The organism is Sphingomonas tagetis (assembly GCF_024211275.1).
GTDB classification, from domain to species: domain Bacteria; phylum Pseudomonadota; class Alphaproteobacteria; order Sphingomonadales; family Sphingomonadaceae; genus Sphingomonas; species Sphingomonas tagetis.
Map to the genome: position 1 here is coordinate 120,250 of NZ_JAMLDX010000005.1, position 25,964 is coordinate 146,213.

Below are 25,964 nucleotides of genomic sequence, written 5' to 3' on the forward strand. Positions count from 1 at the left end.
CACGTTCTCGCTACGCGATTTCTTCGGTTGTCAAAGAGCGCCGCGATCATGGCAGATCGCGGCGCTGTAGGAAAATGTCAGCGCGTCGGAACCGGCTCGGCGCCCGAATAGTCGTAGAAGCCGCGCCCGGTCTTGCGGCCGAGCCAGCCGGCTTCGACATATTTGACGAGCAGCGGCGCCGGGCGGAATTTGGGGTCGCCGGTGCCCTCGTGCAGCACGCGGCAGATCTCGAGGCAGGTGTCGAGGCCAATGAAGTCGGCGAGCGTGAGCGGACCCATCGGGTGATTGAGGCCAAGCTGGACCGCGGCGTCGATGTCGGGGATCGTCGCCACGCCTTCGCCGAGCGCGAAGCACGCTTCGTTGAGGAACGGCAGCAGCACGCGGTTGACGATGAAGCCCGGCGCGTCATTGGCGTGGACGATGCGCTTGCCCAGCGTCTTGCCATAGGCTTCGACCGCGGCGACGGTGGCGTCCGAGGTGGCGAGGCCGCGGATCAGCTCGATCAGGCCCATGACGGGCACCGGGTTGAAGAAATGCACCCCCATGAAGCGCGCGGGATCGGGCGAGGCCTGCGCCAGCCGCGTGATCGGGATCGACGAGGTGTTGCTGGCGAGGATCGCTTGTGGCGACAGCACCTTGCCGACAGTCTCGAAGATCTGGCGCTTGATCGCCTCACGCTCGGTCGCGGCCTCGATCACCAGATCGCACGGCGCGAAGGCGTCGGTCCCGGCGACGCAATCGATATTGGCGAGCGCGGCGTCGAGCGCCTCGGCGGTGATCTTTTCCTTTTCGACCGCGCGGGCGAGCTGCTTGGCGATGCCAGCCTTGCCCTTTTCGGCACGCGCGACGTCCATGTCGGACAGCAGCACGCGATAGCCGGCCTGCGCCGACACCTGTGCGATGCCCGCCCCCATCTGTCCCGCGCCGATTACGCCGATCGTCTTCATGCTTGCCTCCCGAGCTGAATATGGCGAGCCTCCTACTCACTGATTCCGCAAAGGGCTAGGACCGGGGGCTATGCTGACACTCGCGCTTTTCTTTGCCGCTCAAGCTGCGCCGGTGGCGGCGCCGAGGCCCGGGCCGATCAAGGCGTTCGGGGCGTGGGTCGCGGCGTGCGACAATACGCGCTATTGCGAGATGACGTCGATCTGGCCCGAGGATTCGCTGCCGGACGGGTCGCCCTATGAGGCGATGTCGGTGTCGATCGACCGCGCGCCCGGACCGGCGGGCGGGTGGACGGTCGAGATCCAGCTGCCCGCCAATGGCGGGAACGATACGCTGCGGGTGACGACCGAGCGCGGGCTCGATGTGCGCGGCAAGCCGAGCAAGGATCTGCTGCGCTTTGCCGGCGCCGATGCGGCGAGGATCGTGGCGGGGATGATCGAGGGCGCGGATTTGCGGGTCGGCGACGAGACCTCGGTGATGGGCATGGCCTCGCTCAAGGGCTCGTCGGCGGCGCTGCGCTTCATCGACGCCGAGCAAGGGCGGGCGGGGACGGTGACGGCGGCGGTGGCGAAGGGCGCGAAACCGGCAAGCGCCGTACCGGGGCCGCGTCCGGCGCCGCAGATCGGCTTTGTCCGGCCGGCAGGGGCGGCGGCGGCGTTCACCCCGGCGATGCGCAAGGCGCTCGACAAGAGCAGCGAATGCGGCAGCGTCTATGAGGGTGGCACCGGCGAACTGCCGCAGGCCGAGGTGGTCGCGCTGGGTGGCGGCAAGACATTGGTGCTGCTGCCGTGCGGGAGCGGGGCGTATAACTATTCGACCGAGCCGTACATCCTGAGCGCCGGGGCCAAGCCGGTGCTGGCCAAGTTCGATTCTCCGGTCGGATTCAGCGAGGCGGATGACGGCAAGCCGTCGCTGGTCAACGCCGATTTCGATGCCAGAACCGGGCGGCTGGAAAGCTATTCCAAGGGCCGCGGGCTGGGCGATTGCGGGTCGGCCGAGGCGTTCGTGTGGGACGGCGCGGTGTTCCGGCTGGTCGAGGCGCGGTCGATGCCCGAGTGCCGCGGGTCGGTGAACTGGCTGACGACCTGGCGCGCGCAGGCAGTGGCGAAATAGCGATGTTCCAGCGGATGAAAGCGGCGGTCATCGAGCTGTGGACCGACTATTCGGTCTATGTGATCATCCCCTTCGGCATTCTTGCATGGTGTGTCGTCGTCTACCTCATGTTTCACGACATGCTTTAGGGTGCGGCGGCGACCGGTCTGGCCTCGGCAAGATAGAGCGCGAACAGGTCGGCCGGGTCGGTCCATTCGCGGGTGACGGTCCAGCCGCCCGCGGCGAGCAGCAGGCGGGCGTCGCGCGAGCCGTATTTATGGCTGTTCTCGGTGTGGATCGTCTCGCCCGCTCGGATTTCGAACGGACGGCCATCGACTTCGAAGGCGGCGTCGCGCGTCGCTTCGAGGTGCATTTCGATCCGCGCGAGTTGGTCGTTCCAGCGCGCAGCGTGGTGGAAGGCGTCGAGCGGGATGCTGCCGTCCAGCTCGCGGTTGATGCGCTCGAGCAGGTTGCGGTTGAAGCGCGCGGTGATGCCCTGCGCGTCGTCATAGGCGGGGATGAGGATGCCGGCCGCCTTGATGCGGTCGATGCCGATCAGCAGCGACGATCCTTCGCCCAGCGACTGACGCATCGCGCGCAGCAGATCGACCGCAGCGGCGGGCGCCATGTTGCCGATGGTCGAGCCGGGGAAGAAGCCGAGCCGGGGCAGGCCGCCGATGCCGGCGGGGAGCTTCAAGGGTTTGAGGAAATCGCCCTCGACCGGCTGGACCGCGATGTCGGGGAAGGCGGCGGCGAGGGTACGGGCGGAGTCGCGCAGGAACTCGCCCGAAATGTCGATCGGGACATAGGCGGCGGGGCGGACGGCGCGCAGCAGGATCGGGGTCTTGGCCGAGGAGCCCGAGCCGAACTCGACCACCGCGCCACCCTGTCCGAACGCAGTAGCGACCAGCGGGCAGACGGTTTCGAGCAAGGCGGTTTCTGTCCGTGTCGGATAATATTCGGGCAGGCGGGTGATCGCCTCGAACAGTTCGGAGCCGCGGCGGTCGTAGAACCAGCGTGCGGGAATGGCGCGGGGGCGGGCGGCGAGGCCGTTGAGCACATCGGCGCGGAAGGCGGGGTCGGCGAGCGATTGCTGGCCGTCTTCGAGTTCCTGCTTGAGCATCACAGATCCCTCGCCAGCCGCACGCCGGTGAACTGCCAGCGCTGGTGCGGGTAGAAGAAGTTGCGGTAGCTCGGCCGGACATGGCCGCGCGGGGTGGCGCAGCTGCCGCCGCGCAGCACGAACTGCCCGCTCATGAACTTGCCGTTATACTCGCCGACCGCGCCCTCGGCGGGGCGGAAGCCGGGATAGGGGCGGTAGGCGCTGCCGGTCCATTCCCAGACATCGCCGAAAAAGGCCGGGCCGGACGTGGATGGGCGCGGCTCGACCGGGCCGGGGGTGTCGAGCTGGTTGCCAGCGAGTGGATCGTGCGCGGCGGCGGCGGCTTCCCATTCGGCCTCGGTCGGCAGGCGCGCGCCGGCCCAGCTGGCATAGGCGTCGGCCTCGAAGAAGCTGACATGGGTGACCGGCGCCGCAGGGTCGAGCGGGCGGCGGCCGTCGAGGCCGAAGCGAGTCCATATGCCGTCGCGCTGCGCCCAGTAGAGCGGCGCGGCGATGTCTTCGCGCTGGACCCATGCCCAGCCATCGGACAGCCAATGCGAGGGCATGCGGTAGCCGCCGTCCTCGATGAACGCGATCCATTCGCCATTGGTGACGGTGCGGTCGGCGATGGCGTGGGGGTGGAGTTGGACGGCGTGGCGCGGGCCTTCGCAGTCGAAGGCGAAGTTACTGAACGCGTCCGTTCCGTTAGTTGACGAAGTTGACGGTAACGCCCCGATGTCGTGTGCGCCGGTCTTGCCCTCGATCCAGCCGATTGGACCCGGCATCGCGACCGGAACCTTGCGATCGCCGGGCCACAGCGGGGGTTCGAGCGGGTTCTGCGCGAAGAGGTGCAGGATATCGGTGAGCAGCAGTTCCTGATGCTGTTGCTCGTGCTGGCAGCCGAGCTCGACCAGCGCGCGGGCGGGTTCGGGCAGGCCGGGCAGCGCGTCGAGCAAGGCGGCGTCCACGGCGGCGCGGTAATCGAGCACCTGCGCGAGCGACGGACGCGTGAGCATCCCGCGGCGAGGGCGGGCGTGACGCTGGCCTTCGGTCTCGTAATAGCTGTTGAACAGGAACGGCCAGGCTTCGTCGTGGAGGCGATAGCCGGGGACATGGTCGCGCAGCACGAAGGTCTCGAAGAACCAGCTCGTGTGCGCGAGGTGCCATTTCGCGGGCGAGGCGTCGTCCATCGACTGGACCGTGGCATCGGCGTCGGAGAGCGGTGCGGCGAGCCCTCGGGTGAGCGCACGGATCGCATGAAAGCGCGTTTCCAGCGCTGTGGAACGCGCGGCGGGACTCGCCTTTGTTCGCATTCTGTTCTCCTAGACCAGAACGCGCGCGAAGCCAAGGCGTTTCGCTAGCGGTGGGCTCCTGGTTTCCAGAGAACGTCCCCGCCCGCGGAAAGGTTCACCGCGCGGCAGAGCACGAAGAGCAGGTCGGAGAGCCGGTTAAGATATTGAAGTGCCTGCGGGTTGAGCGGGACCTGGGCTGAAGCGGCGACCGCGCTGCGCTCGGCGCGGCGGGTGATCGCGCGGGCGAGGTGGAGCGCGGCGGCGGCGGGGGTGCCGCCGGGCAGGATGAAGCTGCGCAACGGTTCGAGCGAGTCGTTGGCGGCGTCGATCGCGGCTTCGAGCCGGGTGACCTGCGCGGGGACGATGCGCAACGTCATCTCGCCGGGGGTGAAATCTTCGCCCGGCGTGGCGAGATCGGCGCCGAGGTCGAACAGGTCGTTCTGGATCGTTTCGAGCAGCGCTGCCGGATCGGCGCCGGCGAGCGCGGCAACCGCGACGCCGATCGCGCTGTTGGCCTCATCGACATCGCCGATCGCGGCCATGCGCGGGTCGGACTTGGGCAGGCGCGAGCCATCGGTGAGGCCGGTGGTGCCGTCGTCACCGGTGCGAGTGTAGATCTTGTTGAGCTTGACCATCGATGCCGCGACGGCGGCTCAGCTCGAGCTGGCGAGCAGCAGAAGCAGCGCGACGATCGCGATGGCGATGCCCTGGAACAGGATGCGCTGCTGCATCATCTTGTTCGACTTGAGCGCGGCCTGGCTGGGGCCGGTGCCGCCTTTCAGATCGGCCTCGGTCACCTTGAGGAAGGTGATGATGCCGCGGACGAGGGCGACGACCGTCGCGATCATCGCGGCGATGAGGAGCAGGATCAGAAAGAGCTTCATGGCGGCGCTGTTACGCCTTTGCGGCGGCGAATCCAACCGGGAGTTCGCCGCGGCGGAGCGCCTCGGCGAAGGCGCGGCCGTCGGCGCCGGACTCGCGCAGCGCGGCGAGGGTGGGCGCGCCGTGGCGCTTGGCGAGCCGCTCGCCATCGGGGCCGAGCAGCAGCGCGTGGTGGTGGTAGCGCGGCGTGGGCAGGCCGAGCAGCGCCTGCAGCAGGCGGTGGACGTGGGTGGCGGCGAGCAGGTCGTCGCCGCGGACGATGTCGGTGATGCCCTGCGCGGCGTCGTCGAGCGTGACGGCGAGGTGGTAGGAAGCGGGGGCGTCCTTGCGCGCGAGGACGACGTCGCCGTGTTGGGTCGGGTCGGCGTGGATGAGGCCATGGCGGGAGTCGTGGAAGGAGAGGGATTCGGAACCGGATGCGGCGAGCGCTTTCGCCATGTCGAGCCGCCAGCAATGCGGTTTGGACAGGTCCGGCGCATCGAGGTTGCGGCAGGTGCCGGGATAGATCGCGCCTTCGGGACCGTGCGGCGCGGTGAGGCTCGCGGCGATGTCGGCGCGGGTGCAGAAGCAAGGGTAGAGCAGGCCCATGCCGCGCAGGCGGTCGAGCGCGGCTTGGTAACTCGCGAGGCGCTGCGACTGGAACACGACCTCGCCGTCCCAGCCAAGCCCCAGCCATTCGAGGTCGCGCAGGATCGTCTCGACATGCTCGGGCCGGCTGCGCGTGCCATCGATATCCTCGATCCGCAGCAGGAAGCGGCCGTCCCGCTCGCGTGCGAAATCATGCGCCATAATCGCCGAGAAAGCGTGGCCCGGGTGCAACCGTCCTGTCGGACTGGGCGCGAAGCGCGTAGAGACGTTCATCTCACCCCTTGACCGCGAGTCACGGCATATGGTGTCATGACGACGTAACGCTTCGTGGCGAGAGGCGTTGGCACGATACGGGCACGAGGGGGACCATGTACCATCCCGATCTGATCCGCCATCCTGACGGGTGCCCCGCGCTCGTCCTGAACGCCGATTATACGCCGCTCTCCTATTATCCGCTGAGCGTGTGGCCGTGGCAGACCGCGATCAAGGCGGTGTTTCTCGATCGCGTGGACATCGTCAGCCATTATGAGCGCGAGGTGCACAGCCCGAGCGCGTCGATCAAGCTGCCCAGCGTCATCGCGCTCAAGCAATATGTGAGGCCGTCGCAATTCCCGGCTTTCACGCGCTTCAACCTGTTCCTGCGCGACAAGTTCGAATGCCAATATTGCGGGACGCCGAAGGATCTGACCTTCGACCATGTCATCCCGCGTGCGCAGGGCGGGCGGACGACGTGGGAGAATGTCGCGACCGCCTGTGCGCCTTGCAATCTCAAGAAGGGCGGGCGCACCCCGAAACAGGCGGCGATGCCACTGCATGTCGCGCCGATCCGGCCGACCAGCTGGCAGTTGCAGGAACATGGGCGGAGCTTTCCGCCCAACTATCTGCACGAGACCTGGCGCGACTGGCTCTATTGGGACATCGAGCTGTTGGCGTAATTCGCCGCCCCCGCTAGGTCTGACGCGTCAGCCTGTGGAGTAGCGGATGAGCGGATTGGTGGACCGGCGCGGCGTATTGGCGCTCGGTGTGGGCGGGGCGAGCGCGCTGGCGCTGCCGGGCTTGGCACAGACCGCAGCGGCGCCGCTCGACGCGGCGATCGACGAGATCGTCCGCAATTTCATGCGCGCCTTCTTCACCCCCGGCATCGGTGTTGCGATCGTGCGCAAGGGGGAGGCACCGTGGCTCAAGGGCTATGGCGTGCGCACGATGGACCGGCCCGGGAAGGTCGATGTCCATACGCGCTTTGGCATCGCGTCCAATTCGAAGGCGTTCACCGCCGCGGCGCTGGCGATGCTGGTCGAGGAGAAGAAGCTGGGCTGGGACGATGCGGTCACGAAGCATCTGCCCGAGTTCAGGATGGCCGACCCGGCGGTCACGGCGATGTTCACGGTGCGCGACCTGCTGGTGCACCGCTCGGGGCTGCCGCTCGGCGCGGGCGACCTCATGTATTTTCCGCGGTCGAGCGCGGACGCGGCGCAGGTGATCCGCGCGCTGCAATATCTCAAGCCCGTGCGCGGGTTCCGCACCGGCTATGACTATGACAACATCCTCTACATCGTCGCCGGCGTGCTGATCGAGCGGCTGTCGGGGCTGAGCTGGCGCGACTTCGTGACGACGCGCATCCTCCAGCCGCTGGGGATGGCCGATGCGGTGGCGTCGCTCGAGCTGCTCAAGACCGACAATGTCGCCGGACGGCATGCGAAGCTCGGGCCGCCGGTGCGTGGGGTGGGGCCGCTCAAGGTGATCCAGCCCGATGAATCGCCTTTGGTCGATGCCGGCGCCGGGATCAACGCCAGCGTCACCGACATCGCCAAGTGGCTCGACGTGCAGCTCGCGCTGGGGACGCTGCCGGACGGCAAAAGACTGTGGAGCAAGGAAGCGGCGGCGGAGATGTGGAAGCCGCAGGTGATCACCTCGTCGAGCGATGGCGGGACCGAGCTCAACCCGGCGCGCGCGGTGATCGCGGGTTATGCGCTCGGCTGGGGCGTGCAGGATTTCCGCGGGCGGCGGCTGATCAGCCATTCGGGCGGGCTGTCGGGACAGGTGACGCAGACCGCGCTGATCCCCTCGGCGGGGATCGGCGTCGCGGTGTTCAGCAACACCGAGGACGGCGTGTCGGGCGGCATCCGCAACGCGATCCTCGATCATCTGCTGGGCGTGACGCCGGCCTATGACTGGGTGGCGAGCTATGTCGCGCGCAACAAGCTGGCGCAGGAGAATGCGGTGGCTTCGATGGCCGGGGGCGATGCCGCCAAACCGCCCGAAGGCAAGCCGAGCCTGCCGCTCGCCAGCTATGCCGGGCGCTATCGCGATGCCTGGTATGGCGACATCGTCGTTTCGGTGAAGCGCAAGCAACTGCACATCGACTTCGTGCCGACGCCGCAATTCGCGAGCGTGCTGGAGCCGTGGGGCACCGACAGCTTCCGCACGCGGATCAAGCCGGGGGCGGGCGAGGACGCGGTGGTGAGCTTCGAGGTGAAGGACGGCAAGGTCGCGGGGGTCAGGATGAAGGCGCTCTCGCCGCTCGCCGATTTCAGCTATGACTTCCACCATCTCGACTTCGTGCCGGTGCGCCGAGGCGGGTATGCGGTTGAACCTGCTGTCATATTGAGATAATACAGTCCCGGCCGATGCGCTACGACACCCTCTATCCCCAGGTCACCGATTCGCGCGCGCCGGCTGCCGCCGCGCCGCCATTCGCGCTCGATGATGGTCTTCCGCCCGAACCGCCCAAGCGGCGGCGGCGGATCAACTGGCGCTGGGTGAGCCGTGGCTTCGCCGCGCTGATCGTGCTGCTGATCGTCGCGATCGCCTGGCTGGTGTTCACCGCGCCGCTCAGCAAGTCGCTCGAGCCGCCAGTGCCGCCGTCGATCACCCTGCTGTCGGCCGAGGGTACGCCGATCGCACGGACCGGCGCGATCGTCGGCAAGCCGGTCGATTCGACCAAATTGCCGCAGCATGTGGTGGACGCGTTCGTCGCGGTCGAGGACCGGCGCTTCCGCTCGCATTGGGGGATCGACCCGCGCGGCATCCTGCGCGCCTTCGTCAACAACGTCTTCACCAGCGGCAGCTCGCAGGGCGGCAGCACGATCACGCAGCAGCTCGCCAAGAACGCGTTTCTGAGTTCGAAGCGGACGCTGGGGCGCAAGTTTCAGGAAGTGCTGATCGCCTTCTGGCTCGAGGCGTGGCTGACCAAGGACGAGATCCTCTCGCGTTACCTGTCGAACGTCTATTTCGGCGACAACCAATATGGCCTCGACGCGGCAGCGCGGCATTATTTCAGCCGGCCGGCGGTCGACCTGACCACCGGGCAGGCGGCGATGCTGGCGGGGCTGGTCAAGGCGCCGTCGCGGCTGGCGCCGTCGGGCAACCTCAAGGGTGCACAGGCGCGGCAAAAAGTGGTGATCGGCACGATGGTCGATGCAGGGCTGCTGACCAAGGCCGAGGCGGCGGATATCGGCCCGGCGCGGCTGCGGCTGGCGCGGACCAGGGCGCTGCCGACCGGCACCTATTTCGCCGACTGGGTGCTGCCCGAGGCGCGCGACATGGCGGGCGAGCTGGCGACCGAGGCGACGGTCACGACGACGCTGGAAAGCAAGATGCAGCGCGCCGCCGAGCGCGCGGTGCGCAATGCCGGCCTGCGGCAATCGCAGATCGCGATCGTCGCGATGCGGCCCGACGGGCGCGTGGTGGCGATGGTCGGCGGCAAGAATTACGGGGAATCGCCGTTCAACCGCGCGACGCAGGCGCGGCGGCAGCCGGGATCGACGTTCAAGCTGTTCGTCTATCTCGCGGCGCTGCGCGCGGGGATGAGCCCGGATTCGACCGTGCTCGACGAGCCGGTGACGATCGGCGAGTGGAGTCCCAAGAACAGCGACGGCAGCTATCGCGGCGAGATCACGCTGCGCCAGGCCTTTGCAAGGTCGAGCAATGTCGCGGCGGCGCGGCTGATCAAGGATGTAGGACCCGACGCGGTGATCCGCGCCGCACGCGACCTCGGCATCACCACGCCGATCGCCAGCGAGGCGTCGATCGCGCTCGGCACCTCGACCGTATCGCTGCTCGAGCTGACCGCCGCCTATGCCGCGATCGCGCAGGGCGATGCGCCGGTGCGGCCGCGGGGGATCGCCAAGACCGACGAGCCGGGCTGGCTCGACCGGCTGAGCGACTTGAAGCGCCCGCTCGGTTCGCGGCAGCTGGAGGGGATGCGCGACCTGCTGTCGGCGGCGGTGAACGAGGGCACCGGGCGCAGCGCGGCGCTGTCGGTCGAGACGTTCGGCAAGACCGGCACGACGCAGGACAATCGCGACGCACTGTTCCTCGGCTATGCCAATGGCATCGTCGCGGCGGTGTGGATGGGCAATGACGACAACACGTCCAATCCGGGGCTGGCCGGCGGCGGCGCACCGGCGCGGGTGTGGCGCGACTTCATGAGCCAGGCGCTCGGGGTTGCGGCCAAGCCCAAGCCGGTGGTCGAGGACGTGGGCAACGAGAGCGACTTCATGCTCGACGAGGGCGGCAACTTCATCGACGAGCCGATCGAGCTCGAGGGCAGTATCGGCGGGCAGGGGATGGGCGTGCGCGTCAACCGCGACGGCAGCATCGAGATGACCCGGCCGGGCGAGGAGGAGCAGCTCGACGCGCCGCCGCCCGAGCGCGACCGCCGCCGCCGCGAGCCGGTGCCGGAGGATGAGGGGCTCTAGGCGCGGATTAACGGCGCGCCGGGTTGTGCCAGGCTGAAACGGCGGATTTCCACGGGTTGAGGTGACGTCGGATTCGAGCGATCACCTGCGCCATGTCAGCGCGCGGTACATGGATTCGGACAGGGATTGCGGGCGGTATCCTGCTCGCCGCGCTGGGTGGGGGTGCGACCCTGCTCGTGGCGCGCCCGGTTGTTGCACCCGCGCCGGCTCCGGCGGTGAAGGCGCCCGTTCCGGTCAAGGCGGTCGCCGCCAAGCCTGCCCCCGCACCGTCGCCGACGCCCGAGCCGCTGGTGGTCAAGCGCATCCTCGCGATCGACGGGCCGATCAGGTTCGGCGACTATTTCTGGGACACGGCGGGGATTCCCGCGGAAGGCGCGCTGGTGATCACTGTCGATCTCGAAGCGCAGACGATGTCGGTGTTCCGCGACGGTTACGAGATCGGTGCGACCGCGATCATCTATGGCGCGGACGAGAAACCGACCCCGCTCGGGCTGCACACGATCACGCAGAAGAAGGTTCACCACATCTCGAACCTCTATGGCGCGCCGATGCCGTACATGATGCGGCTGACCAATGACGGCGTCGCGATCCATGCGTCGGAAAAGATCGACGGCGGCTATGCGACGCATGGCTGCATCGGCGTGCCGCTGGCGTTCGCCAAGCTGGTGTTCGCGCAGGCGAAGCTCGGCGACCGCGTGATCATCACGCGCGGCAAGCGGCTCGGCATGGGCGGGACGATCGCCGCGAGCTGAGCGCGGCTACTCGCTGATCCGTAGCGGTTTCCCGACCGCAGCCTTGGCCACCGCGTCCGGGTTGAACGGGAAGCGCACCCATTGCTTCTGCGAATAGAGCTTCGTCTGGTCGGCGTACCAGGGCGAGGCCGGGTCGGGCGATTGCGAGTAGCTGAGCACCGTGTCGGCGACCGGGCCGGCATCGTCGAAGCCGACCACCTGGACATAGCTCGACCCATGGACCGGGCTGAACCCGCCGCCGCCGGGCGCAGGGTCCGAGATCTGCACGTTGAGGATGCCGAGCGAGCCGTTGCCGCCATGGATCGGGATGCGTTCGGCGCCGCGCTGCGCGAACTGGACATCGCCCCAGCGCGCGTCGAGCGCGATGCCCTGTTGCCTGATCTCGTCGATCGCGGCCTTGAGCGCCGCGACCAGCTTCTCACCGATCTCGGTGCTCTGCACCGGCAGGCGCGGGGTGTTGACCGGGTCCTTCGGGTCGAACGGCACCGACCACAGACCGGGGATCGCCGCCGCCTTGCGCCAGAAGCGGTCGAACAGGAACGGACCGCGGTGGTTCGAGTCATAGACCCGGTCCCAATTGCCGAGGATGGTGCAGGCCGTGCCGATCTCGGGCCGGCCCTTGCACTGCACCAGCAGCGAATCGAGCGCGAGGTCGGCGGCGAGGCTCTTGTTGGCGAAGGTCATCGCCTTCGCGCGCTCATGGTCGACCTTGCCGCCCGCGATCAGCGCGTCGGTCTCGATGAAGCCCGAGCGGGTGCGCAGCGACACCGGCTGGCCGTGCGCGCCGAGGATCGGGGAGAGTGGGGTGTGAGGTGCGCGCGGATTGCTCAGCCAATAGCTGTCGTTCATGTTGGCGACGTAATCGCGGCGCTGGTTGATCGCCTGAGCGGTGGCGGGCATCAGGCCGGGGAGCGGCGTGCCTCGCGCGACGTCCCAGCCGCAGGCCGATTTCGAGCCGTCGAGCAGCGTGATGGTGCGCGCGACCATCGGTGAGAGCGGGGTGGCGCAGGCCTTGATCTTGTCGGCGGAGACGTTGGGGACGGCGGTGACGTCGGCGTGGAGCGCGTCGCCGTTGCGGTCGGCGGCGAGGGTGTTGACCCACGGGATACCGAGCGTCTCGGTCACCGCCGCGCGCACCTCGCCGACATTGCGCGCGCGGGCGATCCGCATCCATGCGCCGATGCCGCGCTGGTTGCCGCGATTGGCGTCGCGCATCGCGAACGCCATCGCCTTGGTCCATGGCGCGCCGGCGGCGGGCAGCGCGATCACCGGCCCCCAGCGGGTCGAATAGAGCGTGCGGGTCGCGGTTTCGCCGCCGGGCAGCGGCACGGTGACGGTCTTGCGCGCCATCGCCTCGCGCTTGCCATCGACGAGATAGGCGGTGGGGTCCGCCGGGTCGAGCTGGAGCTGATAGGCGGTGAAATGGCGCGCGGCGGTGACGGTGTGCGTCCAGGCGATGTCGCGGTTGAAACCGAGCGTCGGCAGCGGCGTGCCGGCGATGCCGACGCCCGCTGCGTCGAGCTTGCCGGGAATGGTGACGTGCATCTGCCAGAAACGGCTGGGGCCGTGCCAGGGGAAATGCGGGTTGCCGATCACCATGCCGCGGCCATTGGCGGTGACGTCGCCCCCGAACGCCCAGCCATTGCTGCCGATGCCGAGCTGGTCGGCCTGCGGCAGGCTGCCGGTGCTTCCGGTGGTGACGCCGGGCGGGGCGGCGTTGGCGATCGCAGGGGCGAGCGCGAGCGAGCTCGCCAGCAGCATCTGCTTTTCGTTGAGGCGCAGCGTGTCGTCGGCGGTGATCGGGCGCACCCAGGGCTTGCCGCCGCATTCGGCGGGGACGCCAGCGGGGCCGATGTCGCGCAGCCAGCGGTTGTAACCCGCGACATAGCCCTGGATCAGCTGGAGCGCCTCGACGCCCTGTGCGCGGGCGCCACGGCGCAGCGCGGGGAGATCGACCGCGCCGCGGAAGAAAATGTCGGAGGCGAGGTTATCGACTTTCTGGAAACCGAGCGTCGCGCTCGCCTTCGGCCCGAAATGCAGCGAGCGCTCGCCGGCGACGGTCGCGAACTCCTCGGCGATCAGGCAGAGATTGTCCTGCGCATAGGCATAGCCCACGCCATAGCCCGCGCCGCGCCAGTCCTTCGCGGTGATGTGCGGGATGCCATGCGCGGTGCGGACGATGGTCGCGTCGTAGCGCTCGGCATGGGCGGGGAATGCGGCCAGCGCCAGACCTGTCGCACCTGTGAGCAGCCACCGCCTCATGCTTGTCCCCTCTCACTTCGCCTTCCTGCGTTCGCGGGTATGACGGGAGCGTTGTAGCGTGACGCTTACGTTTACGGCAACTGTCGTGGCCGGGTAACGCCCGCCTCGACTTGGGCGAAGCGGGCAGGCTAAGGCAGCGCGTATGACCGATCTCCCCACGCCGCCCGTCGCCGCCACCCGTCCCTACAGCTTCGAGCGCCACGGCGTGACGGTGGACGACCCGTGGCACTGGCTGCGCGATCCGGGCTATCCCGAGGTCACCGACAAGGACGTGCTGGCCTATCTCAAGCAAGAGAACGCCTATTTCGAGGCGGTGATGGCGCCGCTGAAGCCGCTCGCCGACACGCTGTTCGCGGAGATGCGCGGGCGGATCAAGGAAGACGATGCGACCGTGCCGCAGAAGGACGGCGCCTATGTCTATTGGAGCGATCACGAGACCGGCGCGGAATATCGCCGCTGGTGGCGGCGGCCGGTGGCTGGCGGCGAGGACGAGCTGTTCCTCGACGAACCCAGGCTGGCGGAGGGCAAGGAATATTTCCGGTTGGGCGGGCTGTCGGTCAGTCCCGACGACCGTTTTCTCGCCTATGCGATCGACGACACCGGGTCGGAGCGGTTCGTCGTGCGGGTCAAGGACCTGACGACCGGCGAATTGCTGCCCGATACCATTGCCGATGTGCTGTCGGATCTGGTGTGGACGTCGGATTCGAAGGGATTCCTCTACGGCGTCGCCAATGCGCAGTGGCGGACCGACAATGCCCGCTGGCACAAGCTCGGCGAGCCGGTCGAGAGCGATATCGAACTCTATCACGAGGATGACGAGGGCTATCGCGTCGGCGTCGGGGAGACGCAGTCGCGCGAATGGCTGGTGATCTCGACCGGCGACCATGTGACGAGCGAGGTACGGCTGGTCCCCGCCGACAATCCGCTGGCCGAGCCGATCCTCGTCGCGCCGCGCAAGACGGGCCGCGAATATGATGTCGAGGAGCATGACGGCACGCTCTACATCCACACCAACGACACCCACACCAACTGGCGGCTGGTGACGGCGTCGCTGGACAAGCCCGGCGAATGGGTCGAGCGGATCGCGCCGTCGGACCATTTCTACATGACCGGGGTGACGACCTTCGCCGACTATTTCGTGGTCGAGGGGCGCGAGGACGGGCTCGATCAGATCGAGATTCATTCCTACGATGGCGGCGCCGATAATGGGGGGGGCAAGCGCATCGCCTTTCCCGAGGCGAGCTATGTCGCGGGGCTGGGCGACAATCCCGAATACAGGATGGACAAGCTGCGCATCGGCTATGAGTCGATGGTCACGCCGGGCACGGTGTACGACTATGACGTCGCGACCGGCGAGCTGGAGACGCTCAAGGTCCAGATCATCCCGTCGGGTTACGACGCGAGCAAATATGCGACCGAGCGGCTCAAGATCACCGCGCGCGATGGCACGCAGGTGCCGTGTTCGATCGTCTATCCCAGGGACTTTCCGCGCGACGGGACGGCGAAGCTCTACCTCTACGCCTATGGCGCTTATGGCTATGCGATCCCGCCGGGCTTTTCGACCTCGCGCATGTCGTTCCTCGACCGCGGCGTGGCCTTTGCGATCGCGCATATTCGCGGCGGCGACGATCTGGGGCAGCAATGGTATCTGGACGGCAAACTCGAGAAGCGCGCCAATACCTTCAACGATTTCGTCGATGTCGCGAAGGGGCTGATCGAGCGCGGCTTCACCCACAAGGGCGGGATCGCGATTGCCGGGCGCTCGGCCGGCGGCGAGCTGATGGGGGCGGTGGTCAACAGCGATCCTGATTTGTGGGGCGTGGTGGTGGCGGACGTGCCGTTCGTCGATGTGCTCAACACGATGCTCGACGACACGCTGCCGCTGACGCCGGGCGAATGGCCCGAATGGGGCAATCCGATCGAGGACAAGGCGGCGTTCGAGCTGATCCGCGGCTATTCGCCCTATGACAATGTGAGCGCGCAGGCCTATCCGCCGCTGTTCATCTCGGGCGGACTCAACGATCCGCGCGTGACCTATTGGGAGCCGGCGAAATGGGGTGCCAAGCTGCGCGCGACCAAGACCGACGACAATGTGCTGGTGATCAAGACCAATATGGGCGCGGGCCATGGCGGCAAGTCGGGCCGCTGGGAGAGTTTGAAGGAAGCGGCGGAGGAGAATGCCTTCGTGCTGTGGCAGCTGGGTGTGACGAACGCGGGCTGATGCTCACCTCGCCTTGGGCAGCCAGCTCAGGTCGAGGCCCTCGTAGCGGTCGACATAATTGGCGGCGCGGGCCAGTGCGCGTTCGTCGATCAAGGTGACGCGGCCCGAGCCGCGGCCGATCAGCCCTTCCTCTTCCAGCTGGCGGAGCATGCGGTTGACGTGGACGGCGGTGAGGCCGGTGGCGTCGCCGATCTCCTCCTGCGTCAGCCCGAGCGCGAACGCCTTGTCGATCGACTTGTCGGTGCCGCGCAGCCGGTTGCGCAGGTCGAGCAGCAGCGCCGCGACGCGCGCCTTGGCCGAGGTGCGACCGAGCGCGGCGAGGCGGTCGGTCAGCGCGACGCGCTCGATCTGGCTGAACACCAGGATCAGCGCGGCGAGGCGCGGATGTTCGGTCAGCAATTCGCTGAACGCGGCATGGTCGAACGGGCACACCACGCAATCGGACAGCGCGCACAGCGTTTCGGGCGATTCGCGGTAGATCATGCTGGAAATGCCGAGCATGTCGCCGGGAAACAGGAAGCGCAGAATCTGGCGGCTGCCGTCGTCGAGCAGCACATAGGACATCATCAGCCCCTTGCGCAGGACGAACAGCTCGCCGCCGGATTCATTCTCGCGCAGCAGGATCGCGCCGCGCCGGATATGGCGCTGACGCTCCTCCAACCGCTCCAACGCGGACTTTTCGGCCGGCGTGAGCTCAACCCGCTCGCCGAGAACGTCCGCCAAACAACTCCCTGACACGATGGTCCCTTCCCCCACTCGGGGCATGCAAAGCAGTCCAATGAAATCAGCGCATTAACATCGATCAATGCGCCCGGCGGTCGGCCGCGCCCACGCGGCGTCAAGCAGTCCGCTTGCGCGGGCGTGCCGAAGCGGTAGAAGCCCGGAAATGGACCGTATCCTCATCCGCGGCGGCAAGCGCCTGTCAGGCAAGATCGCGATTTCCGGCGCCAAGAACGCTGCGCTGACCCTAATGCCGTGCGCGTTGCTCACCGATGAACCGCTGACGTTGCGCAATCTGCCGCGGCTGGCGGATGCCGACGGCTTCGGGCATTTGCTCAACGAGCTCGGCGCATCGACCGCGATCGAAGGGACGCGCCCGGCCGAATTCGGGCGCGTGCTGACGGTGCGCGCGACGGGGTTGACCTCGACGGTCGCGCCCTATGACATCGTTCGCAAGATGCGCGCGTCGATCCTGGTGCTGGGGCCATTGCTGGCGCGCGCGGGCGAGGCGACGGTGTCGCTGCCCGGCGGCTGTGCGATCGGCAACCGCCCGATCGATCTTCACCTCAAGGCGCTCGAGGCGCTGGGCGCGGAGATCGAGCTGGCCGCGGGTTACGTCAAGGCGACCGCGCCGGGCGGGCGTCTGCCGGGCGGGCGCTATCGCTTTCCGGTGGTGTCGGTCGGCGCGACCGAAAATGCGCTGATGGCGGCGGCGACGGCGAAGGGCACGAGCGTGCTGGAAAATGCCGCGCGCGAGCCCGAAATCGTCGATCTGTGCAATCTGCTGGTGGCGATGGGCGCGTCGATCGACGGGATCGGCAGCGAGACGCTGACGATCGAGGGGCGCGAGCGGCTGCACGGCGCGACCTATTCGGTAATGCCCGACCGGATCGAGGCGGGCAGCTATGCCTGCGCCGCGGCGATCACCGGCGGCGACATCGAGCTGAGCGGGGCGTGCGCGGCGGACATGCGCGCGACGCTCGATGCGCTGATCGAGGCGGGGGTGACCGTCGAGGAGAAGAAGGGCGGCATCCGCGTCGCCGCGGACGGCCCGCTCAAGCCGATCACGCTTTCGACCGCGCCCTATCCGGGCTTTGCCACCGACATGCAGGCGCAGTTCATGGCGATGCTGTGCAAGGCCGAGGGTGCGAGCGTGCTGACCGAGACGATCTTCGAGAACCGCTATATGCACGTCCCCGAGCTGGCGCGGATGGGTGCGGACATCCAGGTGTCGGGGCGCTCGGCGATCGTGCGCGGGGTCGACCGGCTGATCGGCGCGCCGGTGATGGCGACCGATCTGCGTGCGTCGATGAGCCTGATCCTTGCGGGACTGGTCGCGGAAGGCGAGACTCAGGTCAGCCGCATCTATCACCTCGACCGCGGCTATGAGCGGCTTGAGGAGAAGCTTCAGGGTGTCGGTGCGGACATCGAGCGCGTGGGCGACGGCTGAGGCCCCGGCGCGTTCGTGCGAGGAATGTGCGCCTTCGTCTCAATGACGATTCACCCCGTCACATTGGCCTGATATCGATGGCCCACGAATCGGGGGAGCCAAGTCGATGAAAGCAATCGCGTTTCTGACCGGGGCGCTGGCGCTGGCGGGCTGTTCGGCGCAGCGCGCCGAGGTGGCGCGGGCTGACGCGCCGGTGACGGTCAAGGTCATCGCGTTCAACGACTTCCACGGCAATCTGGAGACGCCGGGCCGGCCGATCGACGTGCAGGCGCCGGACGGCAGCGTGGTCAAGGTGCCGGCGGGCGGCGCGGCCTATTTCGCGACCGCGGTGCAGCGGCTCAAGGCACGGGCGACGCACAGCGTGGTGGTCGCGGCGGGCGACCTGACTTCGGCAAGCCCGCTCACCTCGTCGCTGTTTCTCGACGAGCCGACGGTCACCGCGATGAACATGATCGGGCTGGAGATCAACGCGGCGGGCAATCACGAATTCGACCGCGGCACCGCCGAGCTGCTGCGGCTGCAAAAGGGTGGCTGCGAGAAGCTGACCAATCGCGAACCGTGCCAGCTGGAGCCGTTCAAGGGCGCCGCCTTCACCTATCTCGCCGGCAACACGGTGCGCGCCGATGGCGGCAGCCTGCTCCCCGGCACGACGATCAAGACCTTCGGCAGCGGCAGGCGCGCGATCAAGATCGGCTTTATCGGGCTGACCACGCGGATGACCAGCACCTATGTCGATCCGGCAGGGATCAGGGGCTATCGCTTCGCCGACGAAGCCGAGACCGCGAACAAGCTGGTGCCGCAATTGAAGGCGCAGGGAGCCGATGCGATCGTCGTGCTGATCCATGAGGGCGGCTATCCCAAGCGCAGCGATCAGCCGAACCAGTGCGACGGGCTGACCGGCGAGATCATCGACATCGTCAAGCGGCTCGACCCGGCGGTCGATCTCGTCGTGTCGGGGCATACGCACAAGGCCTATGTCTGTGACTTCGCCAAGATCGACGCGGCGCGGCCGGTGCTGTTGACCAGCGCGGGCAATTACGGCGCCTTCGTCACCTACATCACGCTGACCTTCGATCCGGTGAGCAGGAAGCTGACCGGCAAGACCGCGAGTCAGGTCGTGGTGCAGGGCGAGGGCAATCTGAGCGCTGCCGGACCGGTCAAGCCGGCCGCGGCATTCCCGGCGCTGCCAGCCGATCCGGCGGTCGCGGCGCATGTCGCCAGATACGCGGCCGCCGCCGGGCCGCGGGCGAAGCGCGTCGTTGGGCGTGCGTCAGCGCCGATCCTGCGCGACGAGGACAGCGAGATCCGCGAATCCCCGCTCGGGCTGCTGATCGCCGACGCGCAGCTCGCCGCGACGCGCAAGGATGGCGCGCAGCTCTCGCTGATGAACCCCGGCGGGGTGCGCACATCGATCACGCCGGCGGCGGACGGGACGGTGACGTTCGGCGACCTCTATGCGGTACAGCCGTTCGGGAATAATCTGCAGGTGAAGGAGTATAGCGGCGCGCAGCTGCGCGCGGTGCTCGAACAGCAATTCACCAATATCGACGGGCCGCGCGTGCTGTTCGCCTCTGGCCTCAGCTACAGCTTCGACCGGTCCCGGCCCGCCGGGCAGCGGATCATCGCGCCGCTGGTCGAGGGCAAGCCGCTGCGCGACGAAGCGGTGTATCGCGTCGCGATGAGCGGCTTTCTCGGCGGCGGCGGCGACGCGTTCGACACGCTGGCGGCGGGCAAGGTCGTTGCCGGTGGCGTGCTCGACCTCGACGCGCTGGAGGCGTGGTTCGCGCGCGGGCAGGTGATCGATCCGCCGGCGCTGGGCCGGGTGAAGGATGTGACGCCGGCCGGGTGGAAGGCGAACTAGCTCCGCACTTCCTTCGCGATCGCGTCGAGCAGGCCGTTGACGAAGCCCTTTTCACGCCGGTCGTAGAACGCCGCGGTGACGTCGAGATATTCGCTGATCGCAGCCCCGGTCGGCACGTCGTTGCGCGCGAGCAGCTCGTAGGTGCCGGCGCGCAGGATCTGACGCATCGGGCGGTCGAGCCGATCGAAGCTCCAGTCGGCGGCGAGCTTCGAGGCGATCAGCGCGTCGATCTCGTCGCGCCGGGCATCGACGCCCTTGACGATGTCGTCGAAGAAATTGGCGTCGGCATCGGCATATTCGACCTCCTCGATCGTCGCGCCGAGGCGATGCTGGTGGAACTCGGTCAGCAGGACGGGCAGCTTCGTGCCCTCCATCTCCTGCTGGTAGAGCGCCTGAACAGCGGCGAGCCGCGCGGCGGCGCGGGCCTTGGATCGGGATTTTGCGGTGTGGCTAGGCATTATTCTGTTCCAAACGCACGGCGACCGATTTCGCATGCGCGGGCAGGCCCTCGGCCTGCGCCAGCGCCACCGCGGCCGGGCCGATCGCGGCAAGGCCGGTCTCGTCGAGCGCGAGGAAGCTGGTGCGCTTCATGAAATCGAGCACCGAAAGGCCGCTGGCGAAACGCGCGCGGCGGCCGGTGGGGAGGACGTGGTTGGGCCCGGCGACATAATCGCCGATCGCCTCGGGCGTCATGCGGCCGAGGAACACCGAGCCGGCGTGGCGGACGCGCGCGAACAGCGTGTCGGGATCGTCGCAGGCGAGTTCGAGATGCTCGGGCGCGAGCTTGTTGACCAAAGGAATCGCCTCGTCGAGCGAGCCGGTGATGATGATCGCGCCATTGGCATCCCAGCTCTGGCGAGCGACGCCCTTGGTCGAGAGCGTGCCGATCTGGCGGTCGACCGCGTCGGCGACCTTGCCGGCGAAGATCGCGTCGTCGGTGAGCAGGATCGACTGGCTGGTGGGATCGTGCTCGGCCTGGCTGAGCAGATCGGCGGCGATCCATTCGGGGTCGTTGCGGCCATCGGCGACGACGACGATCTCGCTGGGGCCTGCGACCATGTCGATGCCGACCACGCCGTAGAGCTGGCGCTTGGCCTCGGCCACCCAGGCATTGCCGGGACCGGTGATGACATCGACAGCGGCGATGCGCCCGGTGCCATAGGCGAGCGCCGCGATCGCCTGTGCGCCGCCGATCCGCCAGATCTCGTCTACGCCGGCGATTTCGGCGGCGGCGAGGACGAGCGGGTTGATCTCGCCCTTCGGCGTCGGCGTGACCATGACGAGCCGGTCGACGCCCGCGACCCGCGCCGGGATCGCGTTCATCAGCACCGATGAGGGATAGGCCGCCCGGCCGCCGGGGACATAGACGCCCGCCGCCTCGACCGCGTTCCAGCGCGCGCCGGTGCGCACGCCGGCGGCATCGGTGGTGTCGCTGTCAGTGGGCCGCTGCTTCTCGTGATAGGCGGTGATGCGGTCGGCGGCGAGCTGGAGCGCGGCACGCAGGTCCGGCGCCAGCGCATCGAGCGCGGCGGCGCAATCGGCCTTCTCGATCCGCCAGCCGGTATCGTTGAGGTCGTGCTTGTCGAACTTTTTGGTGAAGGCGTGAAGCGCGGGATCACCCTCGTCGCGGACGCTGGCGACGATCGTGCGGACGTCGCGCGCGACATCGGCATCGGCCTCGCGGCGGGCATCGACCAGCTCGCGGAACGCCTGCGCGAAGCCGGGTTCGGAGGTGGAGAGCTTGATCACGCCGTTTCGCGCTCGACCGCGCGGCGGAACGCGTCGACCAGCGGCACCACTTCGCTGCGCGTCTTGAACGCGGCGCGGTTGGCGACGAGGCGGCTGGTGACCTGGGTGATCACCTCGACCTCGACCAGGCCGTTCTCCTTGAGCGTGCGGCCCGACGAGACGAGATCGACGATGCGCGGCGCGAGGCCGAGCAGCGGGGCCAACTCCATCGCGCCGTTCAGCTTGATGCACTCGGCCTGCACGCCGCGCGCCTCGAAATGGCGGCGGGTGAGCGAGGGATATTTGGTGGCGACGCGGACATGGCTCCAACCACGCGGATCGTCGGTCGCGGCGAGCTCGGCCGGTTCGGCGACCGACAGCCGGCAATGACCGATGCCCAGATCGACCGGGGCGTAGAGTTCGGAATAGGCGAACTCGTCGAGCACGTCGGACCCGACGATGCCGAGCTGCGCCGCGCCGTGCGCGACGAAGGTGGCGACATCGAACGCGCGCACGCGGATCAGGTCGATATCCGCCCGGTTGGTCCTGAAGCGCAGCGCGCGGCTGCCCTCATCGGCGAACGCCGGTTCGGGGATGATTCCCGCATGCGCGAGCAGGGGCAACGCCTCTTCGAGGATGCGTCCCTTGGGCACGGCGAGGATGATCGGGTCCGACATAGGTGGCGCGCCTTTACTTGCCGTGGGGGGTAGGCGCAACAGAGCGCGAGGAGATTCGCATGACCGACCTGATGGCGCTGGACGATCCGCGCGACGCCTTTGCCAACCAGATCGACTATTGCCGCGCCAATGGCGCGCCGCTGACCGCGCGGGTGGTCGAGGCGATCCTGGCCAATTTCGATGGTCCGGGCGCGTTCGTGGCGAAGCTGCGCGGCTGGCCGGGCAAGCCGATGGCCGACGCGCTGCCGCTGCGCGCGGCGGGGGCGTTGCATGCGCTGCATTTGTCGGGCGCGGAACCGTCGCTGGCGCCGCTCTATGCCGGGGAAGAAGCGGCGCTGGCCGATGCCGAGGCGCTGATCGGGGCGGCGATCACGCGGCACGATGCGGCGCTGCTGCCGTGGCTCGACGGGCCGCCGCAGACCAACGAGGCGGGGCGGTCGGCGGCCTATATGGCGGCGCTGCTATGGCTCGGCGCGCAGGGCCTGCCGACGCGCTGGGACTGTATCGAGATCGGGTCGAGCGCGGGCATCAACCTGATGATGGACCGCTATCGCTATGATCTGGGCGGTGTCGGCGCCGGGCCGCCGCAGTCGGACATGTGGATCGCCCCCGAGTGGCGCGGCCCGCCGCCGCCGGATGCGGCGCGCGGCAAGACGCTCGCGACCTGGCGGTTCGAATCGATGCGCGGCTGTGACGTCGCGCCGCTCGACCTGACCGACCCGGCGCAACTGCTGCGGCTGCGCGCCTATACTTGGCCCGAGCATCGCGAACGCTTCGCGCGGCTCGACTTCGCCGCCTATTCGGCCGCGGTCGAGCGGCCCGACCTGGTGCAGGCCGATGCCGCGCAGTTCGTCGCGGCGGCGCTCGCGCAGCCACAGGCGGCGGGCACGACGCGCGTGCTGATGCACTCGGTCGTCTGGCAATATCTCGGCGCCGAACGGCAGGCGGCGATCACCGCGGCGATGGCCGCGGCGGCGGCGCGAGCAACGTCCGACCGACCGCTCGCCTGGATCGCGCTGGAGGCCAACCGCGCGACCTTTCGTCACGAGCTGACCGTGCGCTACTGGCCGGGCGACGGAGACGCGAACATGCTCGCGCACGCGCATGCCCATGGCGCGTGGGTGGAGTGGCTCGCCTAACCGAGCCAGCCGAGCATCGTGCCGGTGACTTCGGCGGGTTTTTCCCATGGCACGAAATGCCCCGCTTCGACCTTCACGACGGTGAGATCGGGCACCAGCGCGCGCAGCCCGTCAAGCTGTACCGGCAGCAGCGCCGTATCGCCCATGCCCCAGATCACCAGCACCGGCATCTTGAGCGGCGGGAAGGGCGCGTCGAGAAAGGCGGGACGCTCGGGCGTCTCGTCCATCGCCGGCACCACCACGGCGCTCGCGCGGTACCAGTTGAGCATCGCGGTCATCGCGCCGGGCTGACCCCATTCGTCGAGATAGGCGTCGCGCTCGGGCGCGAGCAGCGCCGGGTCGGCATGGCTGGCGAAGCTGGTGTCGAAGAAGGCGCCGAGGCCAATGCGGTCGATATGCGCTTCGAGCCCGGGGTTGCGGAAGGCGCGGATATATTGGCTCGCCGCGCGCTGCGCCATGTCGTCATAGAGCGATTTCTGGAAGACGAACGGGTGCGGCGCGTTGACGATGATGAGGCGCTCGATCCGGTCGGGGTGCTGCAGCGCCGCCATCCACGCGATCGCGCCGCCCCAGTCATGGCCGACCAGTGTGAATCGGTCCTTGCCGAAATGCGTGGCGAGCGCGAGCAGGTCGGCGACGGGCTTGTCGGGCGTATAGTGCTCGACGCCCGCGGGCTTGGACGAACGAGCGAAGCCGCGCTGGTCGGGCGCGATGACGAAGAAGCGTTTCGCCAGCGCGGGGATCTGGTGGCGCCAGGTGCGATGCGATTCGGGGAAGCCGTGGAGCAGCAGGATCGCGGGCGCGGCGGGATCGCCGGCGGTGGCGACATCGAGTTCGACCCCGGTGGGCAGGGCGATGCGCTGGAGGTCGGTGTCCGGCATGGTCTCTCCTCAACGCTTGCGCGAGATCGCTTTCAGGGTTGCACCCGGCTTCAGCAGCGCGCGCCAGTTGGGGGCATAAGCCTCGATCGCGCGGGTCTGGCGGCGGCCGCCGACGACCTCGGCCGGATCGAGCTTCTCGCGCCACGAGCCGACGACCATCGTGTAGGCCGGCCCCTTGGCGATCCAGCAGCGCCCGGTCCATGCGTCCGCCGCACGCGCCGGTACCGCGCCGTCACGGTTGAGCCGAGCCTTGAGCGGCGATTTCGTGCGCGCAATCAGCCGCTCGACATTCGCCGCGAAAATGCCGTGCATGTCGGCAGCGACGTCACGGTCGAATACGGGCGTGACCATCACGGTGTTGGCGTTCTGGTTGCTCAGCGCACATTGCACTTGGCGGAACTCGGGCTCGCTGCCCGGAAGGGTCTGGGCGAGTGCCAGCAGCAACGCTGCGATCGAGATCATGGATAGCTGACCGTCTTGGGCACTTCGGGGATCGGGATGAATTCCTTGTCGTCGCCCGGCACGGTCGGGAACAGGCCGGCCTTCCAGTCCTGTTTGGCCTGATCGATGCGGCCGCGGTCGGACGAGACGAAGTTCCACCAGACATGGCGCGGCGTCGCGAACGCTTCGCCGCCGCACAGCATCACACGCCCGCCGATGCGCGAGTAGAGCTTTGCGGTGGTGCCGGGGCGCAGCACGTAGAGCGTCTGCGGCTGGAGCGGCATGCCGTCGAGCGAGGCTTCGCCGGTGGCGAGATAGATGGCGCGCTCGTCGGCTTCGGCATCGATCGGCACGCTGCCGTCAGAGTCCAGCACGATGTCGGCATAGATGGTGCCGGCATAGGTGGTGGTCGGCGCGGTCGCGCCCCATAGGCTGCCCATGATGATGCGCGCTTTCGCCTTGTGGGTCTCGATCACCGGCAGGTCGGCGGCGGCGACATGCTCGAACGCCGGGTCGATTTCCTCATAGCGTTCGGGCAGCGCGAGCCAGGTCTGGATTCCGGACAGCTCGGGTCCGGTGTCGCGCTCGGATTGCGGCGAGCGTTCCGAATGGACGATGCCGTTGCCGGCGGTCATCAGATTGACCGCGCCCGGCTCGATCGTCGCGAAGGTGCCGAGGCTGTCGCGATGGTCGATTGCGCCGGCGAAGAGATAGGTGACCGTGGCGAGGTTGATGTGCGGATGCGGGCGCACGTCGATGCCGGTGCCGGTTTCGAGATGCGCCGGACCCATCTGGTCGAAGAAGATGAACGGGCCGACCATCGTGCGCGGGCGCGAGGGCAAGGTGCGGTGGACCTTGAACCCGCCGAGATCGTGCGTGACCGGCGTGATGATCTGGGTGAAGCGGTCGTCGCTCATGCTTCACCTGGCGCGGTGGCGCGGATCGCCATGGCGTGGACTCGTTCGGCCATCAGGTCGCCGAGCGCGCGGTTGACCATGCGCTGGCGCTCGACGCGCGACTTGCCGGCGAAAGAGGGACTTTCGATCGCGACGGTGAAGTGCGATTCGCCGCTGCCATCGTCGCCGCTATGGCCGCGATGTTTGGCGCTGTCGTTGATCACGTCGAGGCGCGACGGGGCGAGGGCTTGCGTCAAGCGCTCGGCGATTTCGCGGGCTACCGGCCCGGTGGCGATGTCGGTCATGGCGCCTATATAAGCGGCTTTTGCGCCGGA

25 protein-coding genes are annotated in these 25,964 nt (G+C 68.2%); 10 read left to right on the top strand and 15 right to left on the bottom strand.

Annotation, left to right across the window (positions count from 1 at the left end):
- Window positions 1–77: 77 nt before the first annotated feature.
- A complete protein-coding gene (locus tag M9978_RS08685) occupies window positions 78–947 on the bottom strand; it encodes a 3-hydroxybutyryl-CoA dehydrogenase (RefSeq protein ID WP_254292630.1) in 870 nt (289 codons plus the stop codon).
- Between the two features lie 70 nt (window positions 948–1,017).
- Here M9978_RS08685 and M9978_RS08690 point away from each other — a divergent pair, with 70 nt between their 5' ends.
- Together M9978_RS08690 and M9978_RS23070 are read left to right on the top strand one after the other, a co-directional pair.
- Window positions 1,018–2,058 (top strand): DUF1176 domain-containing protein, encoded by a 1,041-nt coding sequence (locus M9978_RS08690; protein ID WP_254292631.1) that lies wholly within the window; start codon window positions 1,018–1,020, stop codon window positions 2,056–2,058.
- A 2-nt stretch (window positions 2,059–2,060) separates the two neighbouring features.
- Entirely contained in the window at window positions 2,061–2,186 is a 126-nt protein-coding gene (locus M9978_RS23070; protein ID WP_302053885.1) for a hypothetical protein, read from the top strand.
- Here M9978_RS23070 and egtD read toward each other — a convergent pair.
- From egtD to gluQRS, 5 genes are read right to left on the bottom strand one after another with little or no spacing between them, the layout of a single operon-like run.
- Entirely contained in the window at window positions 2,183–3,160 is a 978-nt protein-coding gene (gene egtD / locus M9978_RS08695) for an L-histidine N(alpha)-methyltransferase (protein ID WP_254292632.1), read from the bottom strand. The two genes, M9978_RS23070 and egtD, sit on opposite strands and share 4 nt — an antisense overlap.
- Complete coding sequence (gene egtB / locus M9978_RS08700) at window positions 3,160–4,452, bottom strand: ergothioneine biosynthesis protein EgtB (protein ID WP_254292633.1); 1,293 nt, start codon at window positions 4,450–4,452, stop codon at window positions 3,160–3,162. Before egtB ends, egtD begins: the two co-directional genes overlap by 1 nt.
- Window positions 4,453–4,496: 44 nt before the next feature.
- A complete protein-coding gene (locus tag M9978_RS08705; protein ID WP_254292634.1) occupies window positions 4,497–5,066 on the bottom strand; it encodes a cob(I)yrinic acid a,c-diamide adenosyltransferase in 570 nt (189 codons plus the stop codon).
- An 18-nt stretch (window positions 5,067–5,084) separates the two neighbouring features.
- Window positions 5,085–5,315, bottom strand: coding sequence for a twin transmembrane helix small protein (locus M9978_RS08710; protein WP_254292635.1), 231 nt, complete (start codon window positions 5,313–5,315; stop codon window positions 5,085–5,087).
- 10 nt (window positions 5,316–5,325) lie between these two features.
- A complete protein-coding gene (gene gluQRS / locus M9978_RS08715) occupies window positions 5,326–6,174 on the bottom strand; it encodes a tRNA glutamyl-Q(34) synthetase GluQRS (protein ID WP_254292636.1) in 849 nt (282 codons plus the stop codon).
- A 95-nt stretch (window positions 6,175–6,269) separates the two neighbouring features.
- Between gluQRS and M9978_RS08720 the strand changes: the two genes are divergently transcribed.
- From M9978_RS08720 to M9978_RS08735, 4 genes are all read left to right on the top strand, one after another.
- The gene (locus M9978_RS08720) at window positions 6,270–6,836 is read left to right on the top strand and encodes an HNH endonuclease (RefSeq protein WP_254292637.1); all 567 of its coding nucleotides are present in this window, start codon (window positions 6,270–6,272) and stop codon (window positions 6,834–6,836) included.
- 46 nt (window positions 6,837–6,882) lie between these two features.
- Complete coding sequence (locus M9978_RS08725; RefSeq protein ID WP_254292638.1) at window positions 6,883–8,514, top strand: serine hydrolase; 1,632 nt, start codon at window positions 6,883–6,885, stop codon at window positions 8,512–8,514.
- A gap of 14 nt (window positions 8,515–8,528) precedes the next feature.
- Window positions 8,529–10,601 (top strand): transglycosylase domain-containing protein, encoded by a 2,073-nt coding sequence (locus M9978_RS08730; protein ID WP_254292639.1) that lies wholly within the window; start codon window positions 8,529–8,531, stop codon window positions 10,599–10,601.
- Between the two features lie 92 nt (window positions 10,602–10,693).
- The gene (locus M9978_RS08735; RefSeq protein WP_254292640.1) at window positions 10,694–11,353 is read left to right on the top strand and encodes a L,D-transpeptidase family protein; all 660 of its coding nucleotides are present in this window, start codon (window positions 10,694–10,696) and stop codon (window positions 11,351–11,353) included.
- Between the two features lie 6 nt (window positions 11,354–11,359).
- Here M9978_RS08735 and M9978_RS08740 read toward each other — a convergent pair whose 3' ends face one another.
- Window positions 11,360–13,615 carry a penicillin acylase family protein gene (locus M9978_RS08740; RefSeq protein WP_254292641.1) on the bottom strand — a complete coding sequence of 752 codons (2,256 nt, stop codon included), beginning with the start codon at window positions 13,613–13,615 and terminating at the stop codon, window positions 11,360–11,362.
- 142 nt (window positions 13,616–13,757) lie between these two features.
- Here M9978_RS08740 and M9978_RS08745 point away from each other — a divergent pair, with 142 nt between their 5' ends.
- Window positions 13,758–15,836, top strand: a complete 2,079-nt coding sequence (locus M9978_RS08745) for a S9 family peptidase (protein ID WP_254292642.1) — start codon at window positions 13,758–13,760, stop codon at window positions 15,834–15,836.
- 3 nt (window positions 15,837–15,839) lie between these two features.
- Here the strand turns inward: M9978_RS08745 and M9978_RS08750 are convergent, their stop codons facing one another.
- Complete coding sequence (locus M9978_RS08750; RefSeq protein WP_254292643.1) at window positions 15,840–16,601, bottom strand: Crp/Fnr family transcriptional regulator; 762 nt, start codon at window positions 16,599–16,601, stop codon at window positions 15,840–15,842.
- A gap of 121 nt (window positions 16,602–16,722) precedes the next feature.
- On the opposite strand from M9978_RS08750, the gene murA reads away from it, so the two are divergent.
- Both murA and M9978_RS08760 read left to right on the top strand, forming a co-directional pair.
- Window positions 16,723–18,006: a UDP-N-acetylglucosamine 1-carboxyvinyltransferase gene (murA, locus tag M9978_RS08755; RefSeq protein ID WP_254292644.1), complete on the top strand. Its 1,284-nt coding sequence runs from the start codon at window positions 16,723–16,725 to the stop codon at window positions 18,004–18,006.
- Window positions 18,007–18,112: 106 nt separating this feature from the next.
- Window positions 18,113–19,867: a bifunctional metallophosphatase/5'-nucleotidase gene (locus M9978_RS08760; RefSeq protein ID WP_254292645.1), complete on the top strand. Its 1,755-nt coding sequence runs from the start codon at window positions 18,113–18,115 to the stop codon at window positions 19,865–19,867.
- Here the strand turns inward: M9978_RS08760 and nusB are convergent.
- Genes nusB through hisG form a run of 3 tightly spaced genes read right to left on the bottom strand, consistent with a single transcriptional unit; the run spans window position 19,864 to window position 22,272 of the window.
- Entirely contained in the window at window positions 19,864–20,325 is a 462-nt protein-coding gene (nusB, locus tag M9978_RS08765; protein WP_254292646.1) for a transcription antitermination factor NusB, read from the bottom strand. The two genes, M9978_RS08760 and nusB, sit on opposite strands and share 4 nt — an antisense overlap.
- Window positions 20,318–21,616 carry a histidinol dehydrogenase gene (gene hisD, locus M9978_RS08770; protein ID WP_254292647.1) on the bottom strand — a complete coding sequence of 433 codons (1,299 nt, stop codon included), beginning with the start codon at window positions 21,614–21,616 and terminating at the stop codon, window positions 20,318–20,320. Before hisD ends, nusB begins: the two co-directional genes overlap by 8 nt.
- A complete protein-coding gene (gene hisG, locus M9978_RS08775) occupies window positions 21,613–22,272 on the bottom strand; it encodes an ATP phosphoribosyltransferase (protein WP_254292648.1) in 660 nt (219 codons plus the stop codon). The genes hisD and hisG overlap by 4 nt, the downstream gene beginning before the upstream one ends.
- Before the next feature lie 59 nt (window positions 22,273–22,331).
- Here hisG and M9978_RS08780 point away from each other — a divergent pair, with 59 nt between their 5' ends.
- Window positions 22,332–23,411 carry a DUF2332 domain-containing protein gene (locus tag M9978_RS08780; RefSeq protein ID WP_254292649.1) on the top strand — a complete coding sequence of 360 codons (1,080 nt, stop codon included), beginning with the start codon at window positions 22,332–22,334 and terminating at the stop codon, window positions 23,409–23,411.
- Here M9978_RS08780 and M9978_RS08785 read toward each other — a convergent pair.
- The 4 genes from M9978_RS08785 to M9978_RS08800 are packed head-to-tail and all read right to left on the bottom strand — an operon-like array spanning window position 23,408 to window position 25,934.
- Entirely contained in the window at window positions 23,408–24,292 is an 885-nt protein-coding gene (locus tag M9978_RS08785) for an alpha/beta fold hydrolase (RefSeq protein WP_254292650.1), read from the bottom strand. The two genes, M9978_RS08780 and M9978_RS08785, sit on opposite strands and share 4 nt — an antisense overlap.
- A 9-nt stretch (window positions 24,293–24,301) precedes the next feature.
- Window positions 24,302–24,754, bottom strand: coding sequence for a hypothetical protein (locus M9978_RS08790; protein ID WP_254292651.1), 453 nt, complete (start codon window positions 24,752–24,754; stop codon window positions 24,302–24,304).
- Entirely contained in the window at window positions 24,751–25,650 is a 900-nt protein-coding gene (locus M9978_RS08795) for a pirin family protein (RefSeq protein WP_254292652.1), read from the bottom strand. The genes M9978_RS08790 and M9978_RS08795 overlap by 4 nt, the downstream gene beginning before the upstream one ends.
- Complete coding sequence (locus M9978_RS08800; RefSeq protein ID WP_254292653.1) at window positions 25,647–25,934, bottom strand: BolA family protein; 288 nt, start codon at window positions 25,932–25,934, stop codon at window positions 25,647–25,649. Before M9978_RS08800 ends, M9978_RS08795 begins: the two co-directional genes overlap by 4 nt.
- Window positions 25,935–25,964: the final 30 nt, after the last annotated feature.